The sequence below is a fragment of the Campylobacter sp. W0014 genome (assembly GCF_020135975.1).
Classification (GTDB): Bacteria; Campylobacterota; Campylobacteria; order Campylobacterales; family Campylobacteraceae; genus Campylobacter_D.
This window is the reverse complement of record NZ_JACHTR010000005.1, coordinates 40,186-57,476: the sequence shown is the minus strand read 5'-3', so window position 1 is coordinate 57,476 and position 17,291 is coordinate 40,186. Positions and strand designations below refer to the sequence as shown.

Annotated in this window: 18 protein-coding genes and 1 pseudogene; 7 read left to right on the top strand and 12 right to left on the bottom strand. The window is 30.8% G+C overall.

The annotated features are described in order from the left end of the window. Position 1: 1 nt before the first annotated feature. The 6 genes from H2277_RS02800 to nspC all read right to left on the bottom strand — a co-directional run bounded on the left by H2277_RS02800 (position 2) and on the right by nspC (position 6,612). Positions 2-898 carry a formate dehydrogenase subunit gamma gene (locus H2277_RS02800; RefSeq protein ID WP_337200862.1) on the bottom strand — a complete coding sequence of 299 codons (897 nt, stop codon included), beginning with the start codon at positions 896-898 and terminating at the stop codon, positions 2-4. Then, the gene (gene fdh3B / locus H2277_RS02795; RefSeq protein WP_337200861.1) at positions 895-1,536 is read right to left on the bottom strand and encodes a formate dehydrogenase FDH3 subunit beta; all 642 of its coding nucleotides are present in this window, start codon (positions 1,534-1,536) and stop codon (positions 895-897) included. Before fdh3B ends, H2277_RS02800 begins: the two co-directional genes overlap by 4 nt. Further along, complete coding sequence (locus H2277_RS02790) at positions 1,533-4,331, bottom strand: formate dehydrogenase subunit alpha (protein ID WP_337200860.1); 2,799 nt, start codon at positions 4,329-4,331, stop codon at positions 1,533-1,535. The genes fdh3B and H2277_RS02790 overlap by 4 nt, the downstream gene beginning before the upstream one ends. Next, entirely contained in the window at positions 4,331-4,519 is a 189-nt protein-coding gene (locus H2277_RS02785; protein ID WP_337200859.1) for a twin-arginine translocation signal domain-containing protein, read from the bottom strand. Before H2277_RS02785 ends, H2277_RS02790 begins: the two co-directional genes overlap by 1 nt. Beyond that, positions 4,506-5,189 (bottom strand): molecular chaperone TorD family protein, encoded by a 684-nt coding sequence (locus H2277_RS02780; RefSeq protein ID WP_337200858.1) that lies wholly within the window; start codon positions 5,187-5,189, stop codon positions 4,506-4,508. The genes H2277_RS02785 and H2277_RS02780 overlap by 14 nt, the downstream gene beginning before the upstream one ends. A 277-nt stretch (positions 5,190-5,466) precedes the next feature. Then, the gene (gene nspC, locus H2277_RS02775; RefSeq protein WP_337200857.1) at positions 5,467-6,612 is read right to left on the bottom strand and encodes a carboxynorspermidine decarboxylase; all 1,146 of its coding nucleotides are present in this window, start codon (positions 6,610-6,612) and stop codon (positions 5,467-5,469) included. A gap of 116 nt (positions 6,613-6,728) precedes the next feature. Between nspC and H2277_RS02770 the strand changes: the two genes are divergently transcribed. From H2277_RS02770 to H2277_RS02755, 4 genes are all read left to right on the top strand, one after another. Then, positions 6,729-8,270, top strand: coding sequence for a multicopper oxidase family protein (locus H2277_RS02770; RefSeq protein WP_337200856.1), 1,542 nt, complete (start codon positions 6,729-6,731; stop codon positions 8,268-8,270). Next, positions 8,257-8,478: a MoaD/ThiS family protein gene (locus H2277_RS02765; protein WP_337200855.1), complete on the top strand. Its 222-nt coding sequence runs from the start codon at positions 8,257-8,259 to the stop codon at positions 8,476-8,478. Before H2277_RS02770 ends, H2277_RS02765 begins: the two co-directional genes overlap by 14 nt. Continuing rightward, a complete protein-coding gene (locus H2277_RS02760) occupies positions 8,478-8,921 on the top strand; it encodes a molybdenum cofactor biosynthesis protein MoaE (protein ID WP_337200854.1) in 444 nt (147 codons plus the stop codon). Before H2277_RS02765 ends, H2277_RS02760 begins: the two co-directional genes overlap by 1 nt. A 193-nt stretch (positions 8,922-9,114) precedes the next feature. Continuing rightward, on the top strand, positions 9,115-10,305 hold the full coding sequence (locus H2277_RS02755) for a molybdopterin molybdotransferase MoeA (protein ID WP_337200853.1): 1,191 nt from the start codon (positions 9,115-9,117) through the stop codon (positions 10,303-10,305). Here H2277_RS02755 and H2277_RS02750 read toward each other — a convergent pair. From H2277_RS02750 to purM, 5 genes and pseudogenes are all read right to left on the bottom strand, one after another. Continuing rightward, complete coding sequence (locus tag H2277_RS02750) at positions 10,295-11,644, bottom strand: hypothetical protein (protein WP_337200852.1); 1,350 nt, start codon at positions 11,642-11,644, stop codon at positions 10,295-10,297. The two genes, H2277_RS02755 and H2277_RS02750, sit on opposite strands and share 11 nt — an antisense overlap. A gap of 63 nt (positions 11,645-11,707) precedes the next feature. Beyond that, positions 11,708-11,859 (bottom strand): annotated as a pseudogene (locus H2277_RS09270) (SAM-dependent DNA methyltransferase); the annotation flags it as partial. A gap of 52 nt (positions 11,860-11,911) precedes the next feature. Further along, positions 11,912-12,868, bottom strand: coding sequence for a glycosyltransferase family 9 protein (locus tag H2277_RS02745; protein WP_337200851.1), 957 nt, complete (start codon positions 12,866-12,868; stop codon positions 11,912-11,914). Positions 12,869-12,947: 79 nt separating this feature from the next. Next, the gene (locus tag H2277_RS02740; RefSeq protein ID WP_337200850.1) at positions 12,948-13,091 is read right to left on the bottom strand and encodes a hypothetical protein; all 144 of its coding nucleotides are present in this window, start codon (positions 13,089-13,091) and stop codon (positions 12,948-12,950) included. Then, a complete protein-coding gene (purM, locus tag H2277_RS02735; protein WP_137623076.1) occupies positions 13,088-14,077 on the bottom strand; it encodes a phosphoribosylformylglycinamidine cyclo-ligase in 990 nt (329 codons plus the stop codon). The genes H2277_RS02740 and purM overlap by 4 nt, the downstream gene beginning before the upstream one ends. A 60-nt stretch (positions 14,078-14,137) precedes the next feature. Between purM and coaE the strand changes: the two genes are divergently transcribed. From coaE to H2277_RS02720, 3 genes are read left to right on the top strand one after another with little or no spacing between them, the layout of a single operon-like run. Next, a complete protein-coding gene (gene coaE, locus H2277_RS02730) occupies positions 14,138-14,749 on the top strand; it encodes a dephospho-CoA kinase (RefSeq protein ID WP_337200849.1) in 612 nt (203 codons plus the stop codon). After that, on the top strand, positions 14,746-15,495 hold the full coding sequence (gene dapF / locus H2277_RS02725; protein ID WP_337200848.1) for a diaminopimelate epimerase: 750 nt from the start codon (positions 14,746-14,748) through the stop codon (positions 15,493-15,495). The genes coaE and dapF overlap by 4 nt, the downstream gene beginning before the upstream one ends. Continuing rightward, positions 15,470-16,225, top strand: a complete 756-nt coding sequence (locus H2277_RS02720) for a glucosaminidase domain-containing protein (RefSeq protein ID WP_337200847.1) — start codon at positions 15,470-15,472, stop codon at positions 16,223-16,225. Before dapF ends, H2277_RS02720 begins: the two co-directional genes overlap by 26 nt. On the opposite strand, the gene H2277_RS02715 is transcribed toward H2277_RS02720, so the two are convergent. Beyond that, positions 16,222-17,259, bottom strand: a complete 1,038-nt coding sequence (locus H2277_RS02715) for an ATP-binding protein (RefSeq protein ID WP_337200846.1) — start codon at positions 17,257-17,259, stop codon at positions 16,222-16,224. The two genes, H2277_RS02720 and H2277_RS02715, sit on opposite strands and share 4 nt — an antisense overlap. Positions 17,260-17,291: the final 32 nt, after the last annotated feature.

The window sequence follows — 17,291 nt, the reverse complement described above, 5'->3', positions numbered from 1 at the left end:
ATCAAACTTTCTTTTTATCCTCAAGTTCTTTATACCAATAATGATGCAAAATATAAACCTCTTCTTCTTCCTTATAACCAGTGATCATAGAATGGATACTTCCTTTGATTGCAAAAACAGCCATGTAAATATGCACTCCAAAAAATACTACACATACAATGCCTAAAATATTATGCACTATAGCAGAAATCCTTAAAAGTTCTATTTGAGTTAAACCTAAAAAATTTTGAATCACAACAGAGTCAAAATCCACAAAGTACATAAACAAACCTGTAACAATCATCAAAAGGCCGCCAAATACAGCAATATAATACCAAGTTTTTTGACCAAAATTAAACTTACCTGCAGGAATTGGCTTTTTAACTTTGCTTAAATAACCCCCAACAATCATAAGCCATTTAATATCATAACTTGCGGGAAGCATTCTTCTAATCCAGCATAAAAACATTGGAATGATAGAAATGATAAATAAAATCATCGCCAAAGCATGTAAATTTTTACAAATTCTAACAAAATTTCCGCCCCCAAAAGTAGATCCAAACATCATAATTAGCCCAGTAGGGATTAAAATAATCCAAGAAAGAGCCGCAATAAAATGAAAAATTCTTTCAAATAAGCTAAAAGTGTAAATTTTCTTCCTATTATGAGAAAATTGCTTTGGTCCAATCACCATATAATGCAAAGCAAAAGCACTCAAAGCAGCGATAATGGCAATTAAAGCAATCGTTGCAATATATTCTCCTTGTAAACTCGTCCAAAATTGACCAAAAGTATGATAATTTGGAATATTACTGATTCGATGATGATCCCATATTTGTGTATCTTGTCCCATTCTTTCTTCGCCATAAGCTAATAAATTTACAAAACAAGAAAAAAGCAAGATAAACATTTTTTTCATAAACGTTCCTTTCCTATATAGGCGATTTTCCATTCTATACTTTCTTTAGGTGAAGCAATGCCATAGTTTCTATTATTAAGTCTATTTTGATAAATTTCTTCGATTTTTGAACTTTCGCCCACCAATAAAGCCTTAGTTGAACACATAGCTGCGCACACCGGTACTTTACCTTCTGCGATACGATTTTGTCCATAAAGCTCTCTTTCTTTTTGTGAATTTGTTTCTTCTGGACCACCTGCGCACATTGTACATTTATCCATGATGCCTTTATTGCCAAAAGCACTATCTTTTGGAAACTGTGGAGCACCAAAAGGACAAGCATACAAGCAATAACCACAGCCTATACAAATTTCTTTATCGTGCAAAACAATACCATCAGCACGTATATAAAAACAATCCACAGGGCAAACAATAGAGCAAGGTGCATCATCACAATGCATACAAGAAATAGAAGTTGAAACTTCTTTTCCTTGCACGCCTTCATTAAGAGTGATCACGCGGCGGCGGCGGATATTAATAGGAAGTTCATGAGCCTCATCACAAGCAACCGCACAACCATTGCAATCAATACAACGTTCATTATCGCAAAAGAATTTTAAACGATCTTTTTCTAAATTTATAAAATTTTCTTTACTCATTTTCCATCCTTAGAAATGCGACAAAGTCCGCCTTTGGTTTCTGGAATTTGACACATAATATCATAACCATAATTTGTAATTGTATTGGCACTCTCTCCGCTCACATAAGGCTTAGTTCCTTCAGGAAAATTATGGGTTAAATTCACCCCTTGCATTACTCCAGTAAAATGAAAAGGTAAGAAAATCATTTCTTTTGCAATACCTGGATTGAGCTTCACCCTAACATGAATTTTTGTTCCCTCTGGAGAATGAATCCAAATCATATCCCCTTTTTGGATATTTTTTTCTTTTGCAAGCTCTGGATTGATCTCACAAAACATTTCAGGCGTTAAACGTGAAAGATACATAGAAGCTCTATTTTCCATACCCGCACCATTTAGATTAACAAGTCTTGCTGTGATAAGATTGAGTGGAAATTCCTTAGAATAATCCTTAGCCTTTTGCACAGAAATAAATTTTGTATCCACGCGATAAAGTGCCTTTTGATCTTCAAAAGTAGGATATTTTTGCACCAAATCATTTCTTGGAGAATGAAGAGGTTCTCGGTGAAGTGGAATTTTATCTTTAAAAGTCCAAACAATAGCTCTAGCTTTAGCATTACCATAAGGAACTATGCCTTTTTCCATACATTTATTTGCGATAATATTACTATCATCATAAGACCAAGTTGCGCCCATTTTTTCTTTTTCTTCAGCACTTAAAGTAATTCCTAAAATTTTTTCAATATTTTCTTTAGTGATTTGTGGATAACCTGTATCAATTGGAGAATTTAAAGGTGCATTTTTAGCCAATAAACTCTCACCTTCGTATTCAAGCCCAAAATTATTTCTAAAGCCCATACCGCCTTTTGCTACTTCAACATCTACATTATAAAGTACAGGAGTTCCTGGGTGTTTATCACTCCAGCAAGGCCAAGGAAGTCCGTAATATTCACCATCAACCTCATCTTTTCCCTCTAAAGTGACTTCGTTAAATTTATCCCAATTTAAAGTATGTTTTTTAAGTCTTTCAGGACTCCAACCATTTAAACCTATACTTCTAACCGCTCTAGCAATTTCTTTTGTAGCATTTTCAGGCCAAACAATCTCGCCTTTTTCATCTCGCAAAGTTTTAGTGAAATCTTCATAAAAGCCAAGCTTTTTAGCAAGTTCAAATAAAATTTCTTGATCTTCCATGCTCTCATAAAGTGGATCAACAACCTTAAATCTCCATTGCGCACTACGATTAGTCGCAGTTACACTTCCACTGGTTTCAAATTGAGTTGCAGCCGGTAAAAGATAAATTCCATCTTTTCTTTCTGCGATAATACCTGCTTCATTTACAAAAGGATCTGCTAAAACCAAAAGTTCTAAAGCCTCTAAACCTTCTTTGACTTTAGCTTGCTGTGCGGTTGAAGTGATACCATTTCCCAAAACAACTAAAGCTTTTAAAGGCGTTTCTGCATTATCAACTTTATCATTTCCATCTTTGCCATTTAAAGCTGCTGCCCACCATCTAGCAAGAGAAAGTCCGGTTTTATGCATCCAATCTTTGCTGACAAAATTTCCTAAAAGCCATTCATAATCCACGCCCCAAATTTTAGCGTAATACCTCCAAGTCGCTTCATTTAAAGGATAATAACCTGGTAAATTTTCACTCAAACAAGCCATATCCGATGCACCTTGAACGTTATCATGACCACGTAAGATATTAACCCCGCCGCCAAATTTACCTATGTTTCCAAGTACCATCTGTAAAATAGGAGCTAAACGCGTATTTGAAGTTCCTACAGAATGTTGAGTTAAACCCATGGCCCATACTAAAGTAGTCGGTTTATTTTTAGCCACTTCATGAGTGATCTCTACCAAAAGCTCTTTAGAAATTCCTGTGACATTTTCAACTTCTTCCGCTGTCCATTTTGCAGCTTCTTCACGAATTTTATCGATTCCAAAAACCCTTTCATCGATATATTTTGTATCCTCTAAACCCTCATCAAAAATAATCTTTAACATTCCATACATAAAAGCTATATCAGTTCCTGGACGAATTCTTGCGTAAATATCCGCCTTTGCCGCACTTTTTGTAAATCTAGGATCTACAACAATAAGCTTAGCACCCTTTTCTTTAGCTTTTAAGAAATGCCTAAAACCTACTGGATGATTAACCGCAGGATTTGCGCCAATAACAATAATGCACTTACTTTTTTGTATATCTCCAAGATGGTTTGTCATAGCGCCATAACCAAATGTATTCGCCACACCGGCGACTGTTGCGCTGTGTCAAATTCGAGCTTGATGATCTACGTTATTGGTTCCAAAAAATGCTGCAAATTTCCTTATATAATAAGCTTGTTCGTTATTGAGCTTAGCAGATCCCAAAAACATCACGCTTTCTGGATTTTCTTTACGATAAGCGGCAAGTTTTTCTCCGATCTCACTTAAAGCTTGTTCATAAGAAATGCGTTTCCACTCTCCATTTTCTTTTTTCATAGGATATTTTAAACGCACATGAGAACGTACCATATCAATCATATCAGATCCTTTACAGCAGTGCCCGCCTAAACTTATTGGATGATCTTGAGCGATTTCTTGACGCACCCAAACTCCATTTTGCACTTCAGCAATGATGCCGCAACCTACAGAGCAAGCTGTACAGATTGTCTTAATTTTTTTGCTTCCCTCAAACGCTTCTTTTAATTCAGCCTTGCTTGCTTCTCTAAGATTTTCACTTCTTGCAAGCAAAGGGGTAGCTAAACTTGAAAGAGCCGCCATTTTTAGAAAATTACGACGATTAAGTTTTATATCAACACTTGACATTATTCAGCCTTTGTATAATAATTTTCCCAATTTGCACTTCTTTGAAAAAGTACTTCTTTTTTCTTACTTCTACCTTTTACTACATCTTTATTTTCTTCTTTAGCAAAAGCTAAACCGGCACTAGGCAATAAACTAGCACTTCCTAAAGCCAAAGCGGATTTTTTAAGAAATTCTCTACGATTTTGCACTCATCCTCCTTTTTTTATTGGTTTCTCTTCTTAAAATTTCAGATCTTGAAAGATCGTTTTGAACTTTTTTAGAAGTGGTTTTTAAAACTTTACCAAGATCAAAACAAGATCTTTCAAATTCTATAAAAGTTGCAAGTATCTTGGCTATTTCTTTATATAAATACGCTTTTTTATGCTCTAAAATTAGCGTGATAAATTCATCAATATTTTGATGAATAAGTTTTTGAAATAACTCCTTAGCCAAATCGTCTTCTTTTAACTTTAAAAACTCACTCATTAATAAAAAACAAAATCCTACATTATCTTCACTCTCTTTAAATTTCATTTCATTGCGTCTTAAAATACTTTTTGAAAGAATTTCTCTTACACAAAGTAAGGCTTTTGAATTTTCAAAACCTTCTTCAAGATATGAAAATGTCATAGGAATAGCACTTTTTAAAGATAAGAAAAGCTCTTCGTATTCTTTAAAAAATAACTCCAAGTTTTTTTGCGAATTTTGCAATAACAAATCAAAACTATCCAACAAATTTTCATCAAACAAATTTTCTTTCATTACTTCCAAACAACGATGTAAAGAATCTAAGTGCTGTTTAGAAAAAGAAAAAACAAAAAGATCACCAAAAAATTGATAATAAAGACTTCTTGCCAATCTCAATTGCTCTAAATTCATAAATCAATCCCTAAGAAAATTTAGATTGTAGAAATAAAACAGGCTTTATTATGCAAATACGACTTAATATAGTCTTTTAAATCCTATTTTAATAGATTTTATCTTATTATGATTTGAGTTAAAAAAAACTGAATTTTAAAAATTTTTAATACAAACAATCGTTAAAAATAAGAAAAATTCATTGTTTATAAAAGTATAAAATATCAAAAATCAAAATAAAAAAAATATCAGTACATTTTAAAATAAAAAATATTTTATGCAAAATAGAAATAATAAATTAATTCCTTTTTGCATAATCTTCATAAGTAAATTCCCTTATAGTTTTTAAATTCTTATTTTTATCTAAAAATATCAAATTAGGCAATCTTATGCCATTAAAAGTTGTATTTTTAACGATAGAATAATGAATTTGATCCAAAAAGACAACCTTATCGCCCCTTTTTAACTCTTTTTTAAAAGCATACTCTCCCATCACATCACCGGCTAAACAAGTATTGCCTGTTAATAAATACGCTATCTCATCTTTTTCTAAAGAAGAGATGCTTTCTCCTTCTCTTGTGTTTAAAATTCTAGCGTCTTGAACTTCGCTTGTATAAGGCATGATAATAGTATCTGGCATATGTGCTTCACTTGAGGTATCTAAAATAGCAATTTTCTTTTCATTTTCTATAAGATCAACCACGCTGGATACAAGCACACCTGTTTGCCAACCCACAGCTTCCCCTGGTTCCAAATACACTTGAACGCCGTATTTATCACTAAATTTCTTACAAAGATCAATAAGCTTTTGAACATCATAACCTTTTTTTGTGATATGGTGACCTCCGCCAAAATTCACCCATTTCATCTTTTTGATCCATGAAGAAAAATTATTTTCAAACACCTTTAAAACTTGTTCTAAGGCCTGTGCGCTTTCTTCGCAAAGAGCATGAAAGTGCAAACCCTCAATACCTTCTAAATTAGCATACATTAAATCCTTAGCACGAATTCCAAGTCTAGAGTATCTTCCACAAGGATTATAAAGCTCTTTTGGGGCTAAAGAAAATTCAAGATTGCAACGAAGTCCAAGGGAATTTTTAACGCATATATTTTTATATTTTTCAAACTGATATAAAGAATTAAAAACAATGTGATGCGATAAAGAAGAAATTGTTTTGATCTCATCATCTTTAAAAGCTGGGGAATAAGTATGAATTTCTTTATCCATGTATTCTTTAGCAAATTGTGCTTCCCAAAGTCCGCTACAAGTGCAACCTTGCAAATATTCTCCGACAATCTTCATCGCTCCTGAAAAAGCAAAACCTTTAAGGGCTAGTAAAATTTTTGCCCCACTTTCTTCGCCAACATAGGCTAAAAGTTCGCAATTTTTACGTAATTTATCTTCCTCTAAAATATAAGCTGGGGTTTGAATTTTTTCATACATAAGCACTTCCTTATAATTTGCGAAATAATACCAAAAACAAGCCAAATTTTAAATAATTTACTGAGCTTTTAAAAATAATGATTATAATATGATTTTACCATTTTAAGGAATTTATAATGAATAGAAGACAATTTTTAAAATTTAATGCTTTAAGTTTAGCAAGTATTGGCATCGCTTATGGCTCACCTATGCATCAAATGCATCACAATAATACTCCTAATGCCATCAACACTTCTTTTATCAATTTTGCGCCTAATAATCTTAAACTTCTTAGAAAGGATCAATTTCCAAGTGGAAAAAAACTAAAAAAATTAACTTTGCTTAAAAATGAAAGCAAAGAAAAAAATTTTTTCCGCGCTACTATAGAGATTAAAGAAAGCCAAATAGAACTCATCAAAGGCAAAAAAACCAAATGCTACACTTACAATGGTTTAATCCCTGGCCCAAAAATAGAAGTTTATGAAGGCGACACGGTTGAAATTTTAGTCAAAAATCAACTCAAAGAACCTACAACTATACATTGGCATGGCGTTCCTGTTCCGCCTGATCAAGATGGCAGCCCACATGATCCTATTTTAGCCGGAAAGGAAAAAATTTATCGTTTCACATTGCCTTTAAATTCTGCAGGCACATACTGGTATCATCCTCATCCTCATTATATCACCTCTAAACAAGTTTATATGGGACTGGCTGGAATTTTTGTGATCAAGGCTAGAAAAGATACTTTATCTCATTTTAATGAAAAAGACTTGGTTTTTAGTGATTTAAGACTTGATGAAAACGCGCAAATTCCTGAAAATACTTTAACAGATTGGCTCAATGGAAGAGAGGGTGAATTTGTCTTGATCAACGGACAATATCAACCTAAAATTTCTTTGCAAGGTGAAAGAATTCGTCTTTATAATCTTTGTTCGGCAAGATATTTAAACTTAAAAATTCAAAATGCCAAATTTATCTTAGTGGGAACTGATGGTGGGCTTATAGAAAAACCTATAATCAAAGAAGAATTATTTTTAACTCCTGCTTCAAGAGTGGAAGTTTTTATACAAGCAGATAAAAAAGGGGAGTTAAAACTAGAAAGCATTTATTATGATAGAGATAAAATGATGGTTAAAGAAAAAAAAGAAAATTTATTCTTAGCCCATGTTAATATAGAAAAAAATCCTAAAAATCTGCCTTCTACTTTAAGAAAATTTGAAAGCTTAAAAGAACCTCAAGATTTCAAAGAAATCATAATGAGTGAAGATCATCACAAAATGCACGGCATGATGAAAAAAAGCAAAGAAGAGCAAAAAGCTGCTTTAGCTTCTATGTTTTTAATCAATAAAAAAACCTACGATCTAAACCGCATAGACTTGATTTCAAAGGTTGGGGTTGTTGAGGATTGGATCGTTATCAATGACTCACACATGGATCATCCTTTTCACATACATGGAACGCAATTTGAACTTATTTCATCGAAACTAAATGGTACCATAAAAAAAGCTGAATTTAGAGCCTTAAGAGATACAATCAACGTTCGTCCAAAAGAAGAATTAAGACTAAGGATGAAACAAGATTTTGTTGGACTTAGAATGTATCATTGTCATATTTTAGAACATGAAGATTTAGGCATGATGGGCAATTTAGAAGTAAAGGCAAATAATGATAAAAATTGAATTTCTAGGACCCATTAACAAAGCCGGTTTGGAATTAGAAGTTAAAAATTTAAAAGAATTAAAAGAGTTTTTAAAACAAGATGAAAGTTTGAAAAAATGGCTTGATCTTTGTGCGGTAGCCTTAAATGATGAAATCATTTTTGATGAGAATACAACTTTTAAAGATGGAGATAAAATAGCGCTTTTACCTCCTGTTGGTGGTGGTTAATGGAATACTTTTCACTCCATAAAGGCCCTTTAAATATCCCTGAAATTTATACAAAATGGTATGAATTTAGCATCAAACAAAATTGTGGGGCTTTAATCACCTTTTGCGGCATAGTCAGAGATGATGATAAAGTAGAGGGTTTAAGCTTTGATATTTACGAGCCTTTACTCATTTCTTGGTTTAAAAATTGGCAAGAAAGACTTCAAAAAGAGCCTGCTTATCTTTTATTTGCGCATTCTATTGGCGATGTAAAAGTTGGAGAAAGTTCATATTTTGCAGGTATTTTAAGCAAACAAAGAAAATTAGGCTTAAAACTTATAAATGACTTTGTAGAAGATTTTAAAACTAATGCGCCCATTTGGAAATATGATCTTAAAAATGGTGAAAGAATTTATGCCCTAGATAGATCAAGTAAGCTTTTAGGGGCTGGAATTTTATCATGATCAAACAAATTCAAGAATTTGCTATTTTTGGAGCAACAGATTTAAATGATAAAAAATTAGAAAGCGATAAACAAACTTGAAAAATCTTTCCTTTATGGAAAGATTTTCATCGCGTTTTTGACACTCCTGATGAAATTTATAGTGTTTATTATGATTATAAAGATTTAGAATTTAAATTGGTAAAGGATAATCAATGCTAATTTCTTATGAAGAAAGTTTAAAAATTTTACATTCTCATATAAAAAGTCATGAAAGAATAGAAAAAATAGCACTCACTCAATGTTTAGGACGTATCTTAGCTTGTGATATTAAAGCGCTTAAAAATGAGCCCCAAATGGAAACTTCGGCTATGGATGGCTATGCGATTAAATTTGAAGATCAAGATAAAGCTTTAAAAATTCTAGGTACAACCCCTGCAGGCACCATGCCACAATTTGAAGTTGTAAATGGAACTTGTGTTAAAACTTTTACGGGCTCTTTGATGAGTTTGGGAAGCGATACACTTATTCCCATTGAAAACGTCCGCATAGAAAAAGATCAAATTTTTATAGAAAAAAGCGTTAAAAAAGGTTTTGCGGTTAGAAAAATTGGAGAAAATTATAAAAAAGATGAAATTTTACTCAAAAAAGGCACAAAATTAAATTATAGTGAAATTGCACTTTTAGCAGAATTAGGCTTTTTTCACATCAGCGTTTTTGTAAAACCAATCATTGGAGTTTTAAGCAGTGGTAGTGAAATCAAAGATCTAGGAGAAACCTTGGACAATCCTGCTCAAATTCGCTCCTCCAATCACATCGCTATTGCTAGTTTAGCTAAAAATTTAGCTTGCGATACAAGGGTTTTTCCACTTTTAAAAGATGATGAAAAAGCGACATTAGTAACTTTAGAAAGTGCTTTAGAGTCCTGCGATATTTTGATCACAACAGGTGGAGTTTCTATGGGGGATTTTGATTTTTTAAAAAGTGCTATTAAAGAGTATGAAATCATCATTGATAAAGTAGATATCAAACCGGGACGCCACATCAAAATCGCTAAAGCAAATCATAAATTCATCATTGCCTTACCTGGTTTTCCATACTCTGCTATGGTGATGTTTAATCTTTATGCTAGAGAGATTTTAAATTCTTGGTTGTGTCAAGAAAAAGATTACATCATTAAAGCTTTCTTACAAGGAAGTTATAAGAAAAAAACGCCTTATTTGGAATTCGTTGCTTGCAATGTAGAATTTAAGGAAGGACGTATTTTAGTCAATTTAGAAGGGAAAAAAGAAGGCTCTAGTGCGATCATTAACAACCTTAATCACAAGGCTGCATTAATGATCGTTCCTAAAGAATGTGAAATTTTAGAAAATGAGAGTTTGGTTGATATAGTTTTTATGCCTTAGGCATAATTTTTATCTTCAACCGACTCCAAGCAACAATAGAAAGGATGATATAGATACAATTTAAATTAATACGAAAATAAGTAAATTTTTCTAGATCAAAAAACACTATAAAACTTTTTAAATAAACTTTTATAAAATTAGTTTTTAAGCCAAAAAATTTTATAAGATATTCTAATTGAGAAATTACCAGCACATTATCTCTTGGGTAAAAATGATAAGCAAATAAAAAAATAAAAACTACAAAAAAGATTTTCATTCCACTTATTTTGACTAGTTCTTTAAAAAAGAAAAATGCTGATGCAATACTTAAAATTAAAATTAAGGCACTACAAAGAAAAAACCCATATAAAGATGTAAAATAATCATATAGCGGAATCAAATGACTACCGATACAACCAAAAACCATCCACGAAATAAAAAACAATAACATTTTATACGATCGTATCTTTTTACAAAGTAATAAAATAGATATAAAAGAAAATATACAAAAAAGATATTCTAAAACAATTGCAATTGCTTTAGGGGAAAAAATCGACTCGAAATTAAAAACTTCTATTTCTGAGAAAAAAATATAAGGGAAAATAAAATCATAAACAATCCGAACACTAGTGTTCAAAAGAAAATTTAATATTAAAGCAAAAATCATTATAATTTTAATAAGCTTTAATCCTTGAGTAGTTGTTGTATAATTTTCTTCTTTTATCCCTTCATCAAAGCTTTCAAAATTTAACCAAGCTAAAGCATGATAAATAAACCCTATAATTAAAAATAAAGCTGCTATAAAAATTAAGATTGAAGCACCAATTGAAAAAAAGGCACCCCCACTAGATGCTCTATTCAAAAGCACATCAAACATATAAAAAAAAGAAAAATTAACATTTAAATTTAATAAAAATAAACCTATACTCACACTTACAACAAATATAAATAAACCTATAAAAAACAAATTAAAAGCTTTGATAAAATATTTTTGATGGGTTACTCTTGCGATTTCATAAAATATATTCTTGACAAATTTATAAGATAATAAACAATCAATAATCATACATACTGCAATTATTTCCACTACATGTTCAAAACTTATATGACCGGTTGGATGCAAAATTAAAATAACAAATAAAAAGAAAATTAAATTTATAAATATGGCAATAAACAAATTACTAAATAAATTCTTAGCACCGGCATGAACTTTGAGTTTATATAAAACAATGATATATAAAATAGAACTAACTAAACTAAAACATAAACCTACCATAGGAGTAAAACCTAACAAGCCAAACGTTAAACCTATAAGAGCAAGAATTTTCACATTTCTAGCGATTTTTTGTCGATCTTCCATAAATTTTCCTTGTAAAAAAATAATTTAAACTTTGTATTTTATATAAACCATTTTAAATCTAGTTTATCTTATAGTTTTTAAGATGCCAGCAAATAACTCTTTAGCTTTTTCTTGATTTTGTTTTAATTCCTCTAAAATTTCTTCCACTTCACGCAAAAATTTTTCTTCTTTAACATTTGGATTTTAGCGCTTAGATCATAATTTCTATTTGACAAAGTATTCCAATAAAAATTATCCAGAAAATCTCTATATTTTAACGAACAAATTTTAATCAAGTAATTGCTTTAACCTGTCCAAACATTCCTCAATGATTTCATTAATCTCTTGCTTACTTAACTCTTTTTGTGGTTTTGGGATAAAAACATAATTTTTATTAAAAGTTGGCCATTGCACATCATCCTTATAAGGATATAAACCTATGCTTGGAATTTCAAGATTGGTAGCAAGATGAATCGTTCCTGTGCTAGGACTAATCAGACATTTAGAGTAATTAAGCAAGGCGACTAAATTTAAAATATCCTCATTATTTTTAAAGATAAAAATTTGTTTATTCAACAAAGTATCTAAGCTATTTATTTGTTCCATAAATTCTTGATGGACTACTTCATAAGTAGGAATGATAACTTTTTTCATCAAACTGGCTTTACAAATTAAAGTGATGTAATCTTGAATGCTTAGATTATATGAAGTTGTGATAGCAAAAGGATTGATCACAATAAAATCTTTTTCTTTTAACTTGTAAGAATTTAAGAAATTTTGAATAAAAATTTGATTTTTAGTTGGAATTTTGATCCTAGTATCAAAACATAGATTTTTAATTTTTTCATCAAAAAGTTTTGGATTGATTTTTCTTATGCAATGTGGCATTCTTGTTTTTATACTTTTATTTCTAAAAAATCGCTTCTTAAAACTAAAAGTAATACAACGCGGATGAAAAAAACTTATCCATTTAAGCCTAGCAATGATGTGCTTAGCATTACTTTGCAATAAGAATTTAATTTCAGAAGATCTAGAATGATATGGAATAATATAATCAAAATAATAAGAATTAATTTTTTCTAAAATTGAAGTTAGATTTTCACTTTTAAAAGGATTAATCACTTCAAATCCATCAACAAAATCTAAACTTTCTACAAGAGTTTGGATATTTTTTCTACAAAATATAATCACCTTGGCATTAAAAATTGCTTTGAGTGCATAAAGCATTTTTAAACTTGCAATCATATCTCCTATAGCATAAGGACAATAAAATCCTACGCAAAGTTGCTTATACCCCCCCCCGTAAATCTAAATTTTTCATTCTTTATCTCCTTTCCTTAATTGATACATTCACATAAAACATTTCACTTGTATCATCTTTAGCAATTTTATCAAAATTTTTGGAAACTTTTGCATACAAAATTTCATACATTTGGGCACATAAAGCATTGTAATAATTTGCTTTCACTCTAAAACTATACCTTCATTGATCACAATTTCACCGATGATAAAAGCATCACTTGCCTCTAAAACCTTGCTTACATTTGATGGATCAACCACCATCACTAAACCAACACCCATATTAAAACTTCTATACATTTCATTTTCTTCAACCGCTTCGCCTATAGTATAGAAAATTTCAGGGGTTTTAAGATGATGTTTTCGGATGATTGCTCCCATTCCACGCGGTAAAACACGCGGTAAATTTTCAACCAAGCCCCCACCGGTAATATGTGCTAAAGCATTGATAAAAGGTTTTAAAGTAAGAAATTCACGCACATAAATTCTTGTAGGCTCCAATAAAACATCGATTAAATTTTTCCCTTCTACTTTATCATCAAACTTCATCTTTAAACTTTCAAAAAGCACTTTTCTAGCTAAAGAATAGCCATTAGAATGAAGTCCAGAACTTGGAAGTGCCAATAAAATATCACCATTTTTTACAAATTTGCTTCGATCGATTTCATCTTCTTCAGCCATACCCACAGCAAAACCCGCAAGATCAAAATCATCTTTTGCATACATTCCAGGCATTTCAGCAGTTTCACCGCCGATTAAAGCACAATTTGCCAACTTACAACCCTTAGCGATCCCTTCAACAACGACTTTTGCAACATCCACTTCTAATTTAGCCGTAGCATAATAATCCAAAAAGAATAAAGGCGTAGCAAAATTACAAATAAGATCATTCACACACATCGCAACCAAATCTTGCCCTATGGTGTCGTATTTTTTTGCGTCTATAGCTAAGCGAAGTTTAGTCCCAACTCCATCTGTAGCACTTAACATCACAGGCTTTTTAAAGCCACTTGGCATTCTAAAAGCACCTGAAAAAGATCCTATGCCACCGATAACATTTTCATTAAAAGTTTCTTTTACAAGTGGCTTTATAGCCTCAACAAAAGCATTACCGTTATCTATACTTACTCCAGCATCTTCATATGAAATTTTCATTAATTTTCCTTTAAGAAATAAAAAGTTATTTTAACGAAAAAAGTTTTAATAAGGCATAAGATGAAGAATGCTTTTTTTGTAACCGCTTCAATCGCTTGCGGCAAAAGCACTTTTATACAAATTGCAAATTCTATGGGATTTCAAAGCATCAGCGCAGATGAAATCGCTCATGAAATTTTAGATCAACACTCTTTAGAACTTGCACAAATGTTTTCAAAATTCAATACAAAAAATCAAAAATTATTAAAAGAGAACAAAAAAATCGATAGAAAAATTCTTGGTGGTATCATTTTTAACGATCAGGAAGCAAAAAAAATATTAGAAGATTTTACCCACCCAAAAATTAGAATGCAAATTTTAGAGCAAATGCAAATTTTAGAAAAACAAAATAAACCCTATTTCGTTGAAATTCCACTTTTTTTTGAAAGCAAGGCTTATGAAAATTTAGGCAAAGTGATCTTGATATATTCTCCTAAAGAATTAAGTCTAAAAAGACTTATAAAAAGGGATAATTTAAATTTAAAAGCTGCCAAAGAAAGGCTTTATTCTCAAATGGATATCGAAGAAAAACTTAAAAAAGCGGATTTGATTATAAAAAATACTGGCTCTTATGCCGATTTTGAAAAAGAATGCATACTGACAATTAAAAAAATCTCCAAAGGAATAATTTGAAATTTTATAAATATTGTGCTAATGGCAATGATTTTATCATTACAAATGCTGATAAAAAAGAAAATAGAAGTGAATTAGCTAAAGAAATTTGCGATCGCTATAAAGGCATAGGTGCGGATGGTTTTATCGTGATCTTGCCTCATGAAAAATACGATTTTGAATGGGAATTTTATAACAATGATGGCTCTTATGCAAGTATGTGTGGCAATGGCTCAAGAGCTGCGGCACATTTTGCACATCATATCAATAAAACGCCATCAAAAATGACTTTTTTAACTGGAGCAGGTGTGATCAAAGCCGAAGTTGAAAATGATTTGGTAGAAATTTCATTTGGACAAGTTAAAAATATAAAAAGCCCATTTGAAGAATTTGGAAAAACTTGGCAAATTTGCGATACTGGAGTGCCACATTTAGTACATTTTTGTAAAAATTTAGATGAATTTGATATCATACTTTGTGAAAAAATGAGAAAAAAGTATAATGCAAATGTCAATTTTGCAAAAATCATAAATGAAAATTCCTTAAAGGTACGAACCTTTGAACGCGGTGTCGAAAATGAAACTTTAGCTTGTGGAACAGGAATGGGAGCTTGTTTTTATCTTGCATTTTTAAAGCAAAAAATTCAAGATAAAGCTAGCGTGTTTCCAAAAAGCGGAGAAAAAGTTGATTTTAGATTAGAACATGAAGAATTGTTTTTTAAAGGAAAGGTAAGATACTGTTTTGAGGCGAATTATAATTTTTCTTAGTCTTTTTTTGAGTCAAATTTTTGCTACATCAAATTTAGAAGATGGCTTTGGGGAAGATTATTATAACTTAAGCATAGAAGAAAAAAGGCAAGTTTTTTTTGTCAAAATGAATGCGATGTTTGATGAAAGTTTTAAAGAAATTGCTAAAGAGCAAGATTTCATCGATGCATTTTTTAAATACGAATTTCAAAATGGCTTTAGATTGGCTAATCAACAAGCTTTTGCCAAACTTTTAGAACTCAAAGAAAAATATCGAGTGCAAAATCTTTTTGATTATCATGAGTATAAAAAAAGAATCGCTCCTATCCCAAAATCTATGGGCATAGCACAAGCTTTAGTTGAAAGCGCAACCGGCACTAGTCGTTTTGCAAAAGAAGCAAACAATCTTTTTGGGGAATGGACTTGGGGCGATAAGGGCTTGATTCCTGATCTAAGACATCCTAATAAAAAGCATAAAATTAAAATTTTTGATTCTTTGCAAGATAGTGTTAATTCTTACGTTTTAAATTTAAACAGACATTTTGCTTACGCTAATTTTAGAGAAGCAAGGTATCAAGATATGAAAGAAGGTAAACTTATAAAAGGCTCTGAGGCTATAAGAACCTTGCACGCTTATTCAGAACGTAAAGATTTTTACATCGATATCATAACAAAGGTCATGGATAAATATCATCTTGAAAAATACGATAATCTTAATTCTAAGCCAAGCTTAGATCTTTTTAAAAATTAAAAACCAAGCGCAAATTTATCAAAAGGTAAAATTTCAAATTTAACCCCTTGCTCTAAAAAACTATTTTCACTCGAAAGAGTGATAAATATCACATTATAAATTCCTAATTCTAAAGCCTTAGAAACGATTTTTCTTGCGCGAATTTTAATCAAATCAATATCCAAAGTCGGACTAGAAATATAAGCGATTTTCAACTCTTTACTAAAAAAATGAAAATATTTATTGTAAAAAAAATCTTCTTGAAATTTAAAAAGCTCATTTAAAATCACATTTTCAAATAAATGCGCAAAATCTTTATAAATGCAAAGATTATTTCTTAAGCCAAAATCTCTAAAATAAATCTTTTGAAGTTTTTTTTCACTATGCATAATAGGATAAATAATATAGCGATTTTCAAGCTCTTTTATGGCATGATAAACGCTATCTTTTGAAGTTTTTATTTTTGTTTTAAGCTCTAAAAATAACTTAGAAATGCTAATTTGCTGCCCTAAATTTTTAGCTAAATATTTTAAAATTTCGAGCTCTAAAAAGTTAAAACTTTGCCTTAAAAGCTCATTTTTTTGGCTCAATTCACTGCGTCCAGTTTGCAAAAAAAGCCCTACTAAGTGATTAATGGGAAGATTTTTTTTATTGATACTTATAAATTCTTCAAAATCAAAATAATCAAGCCAAAGTTCTTTAAAATCTTTAAAATGCAAATCCTTTTTATCTGTGCTTACTATAATAGGAATTTTGATATCTTTCAAATCCAAAGTAAAATCAAGATCATAAAGACAAAGAATTTTGATTTGATGATGATTTTGCAAAAAAACTCCAAGTTGCTTTAAACTCTCTTTTTCAAAACGTATATCGCTTAAATTTAAAAATAAAATTTCTTCGGGTATAAATTGAGATAGATAATTAAAAATTAAAGTTTTTTTGCCTGATTTTTTGGGACCTTTAAGGATGATATTGGCTTGTGAAATTTGCACTTTTCTTTCATAGCTTATTTCAAATTTGGGTGCATTTTCATAGAAAAAATTCAATATTTTCATTTTTTTCCTTTTAAAAAGGATATTATAATAAT

Bases quoted from the DNA above. Each gene is read 5' to 3' on its own strand.
- H2277_RS02800 (WP_337200862.1), bottom strand. From the start codon at position 898: ATGAAAAAAATGTTTATCTTGCTTTTTTCTTGTTTTGTAAATTTATTA.
- fdh3B (WP_337200861.1), bottom strand. From the start codon at position 1,536: ATGAGTAAAGAAAATTTTATAAATTTAGAAAAAGATCGTTTAAAATTC.
- H2277_RS02780 (WP_337200858.1), bottom strand. From the start codon at position 5,189: ATGAATTTAGAGCAATTGAGATTGGCAAGAAGTCTTTATTATCAATTT.
- nspC (WP_337200857.1), bottom strand. From the start codon at position 6,612: ATGTATGAAAAAATTCAAACCCCAGCTTATATTTTAGAGGAAGATAAA.
- H2277_RS02770 (WP_337200856.1), top strand. From the start codon at position 6,729: ATGAATAGAAGACAATTTTTAAAATTTAATGCTTTAAGTTTAGCAAGT.
- H2277_RS02765 (WP_337200855.1), top strand. From the start codon at position 8,257: ATGATAAAAATTGAATTTCTAGGACCCATTAACAAAGCCGGTTTGGAA.
- H2277_RS02760 (WP_337200854.1), top strand. From the start codon at position 8,478: ATGGAATACTTTTCACTCCATAAAGGCCCTTTAAATATCCCTGAAATT.
- H2277_RS02755 (WP_337200853.1), top strand. From the start codon at position 9,115: ATGCTAATTTCTTATGAAGAAAGTTTAAAAATTTTACATTCTCATATA.
- H2277_RS02750 (WP_337200852.1), bottom strand. From the start codon at position 11,644: ATGGAAGATCGACAAAAAATCGCTAGAAATGTGAAAATTCTTGCTCTT.
- H2277_RS02745 (WP_337200851.1), bottom strand. From the start codon at position 12,868: ATGATTGCAAGTTTAAAAATGCTTTATGCACTCAAAGCAATTTTTAAT.
- purM (WP_137623076.1), bottom strand. From the start codon at position 14,077: ATGAAAATTTCATATGAAGATGCTGGAGTAAGTATAGATAACGGTAAT.
- coaE (WP_337200849.1), top strand. From the start codon at position 14,138: ATGAAGAATGCTTTTTTTGTAACCGCTTCAATCGCTTGCGGCAAAAGC.
- H2277_RS02715 (WP_337200846.1), bottom strand. From the start codon at position 17,259: ATGAAAATATTGAATTTTTTCTATGAAAATGCACCCAAATTTGAAATA.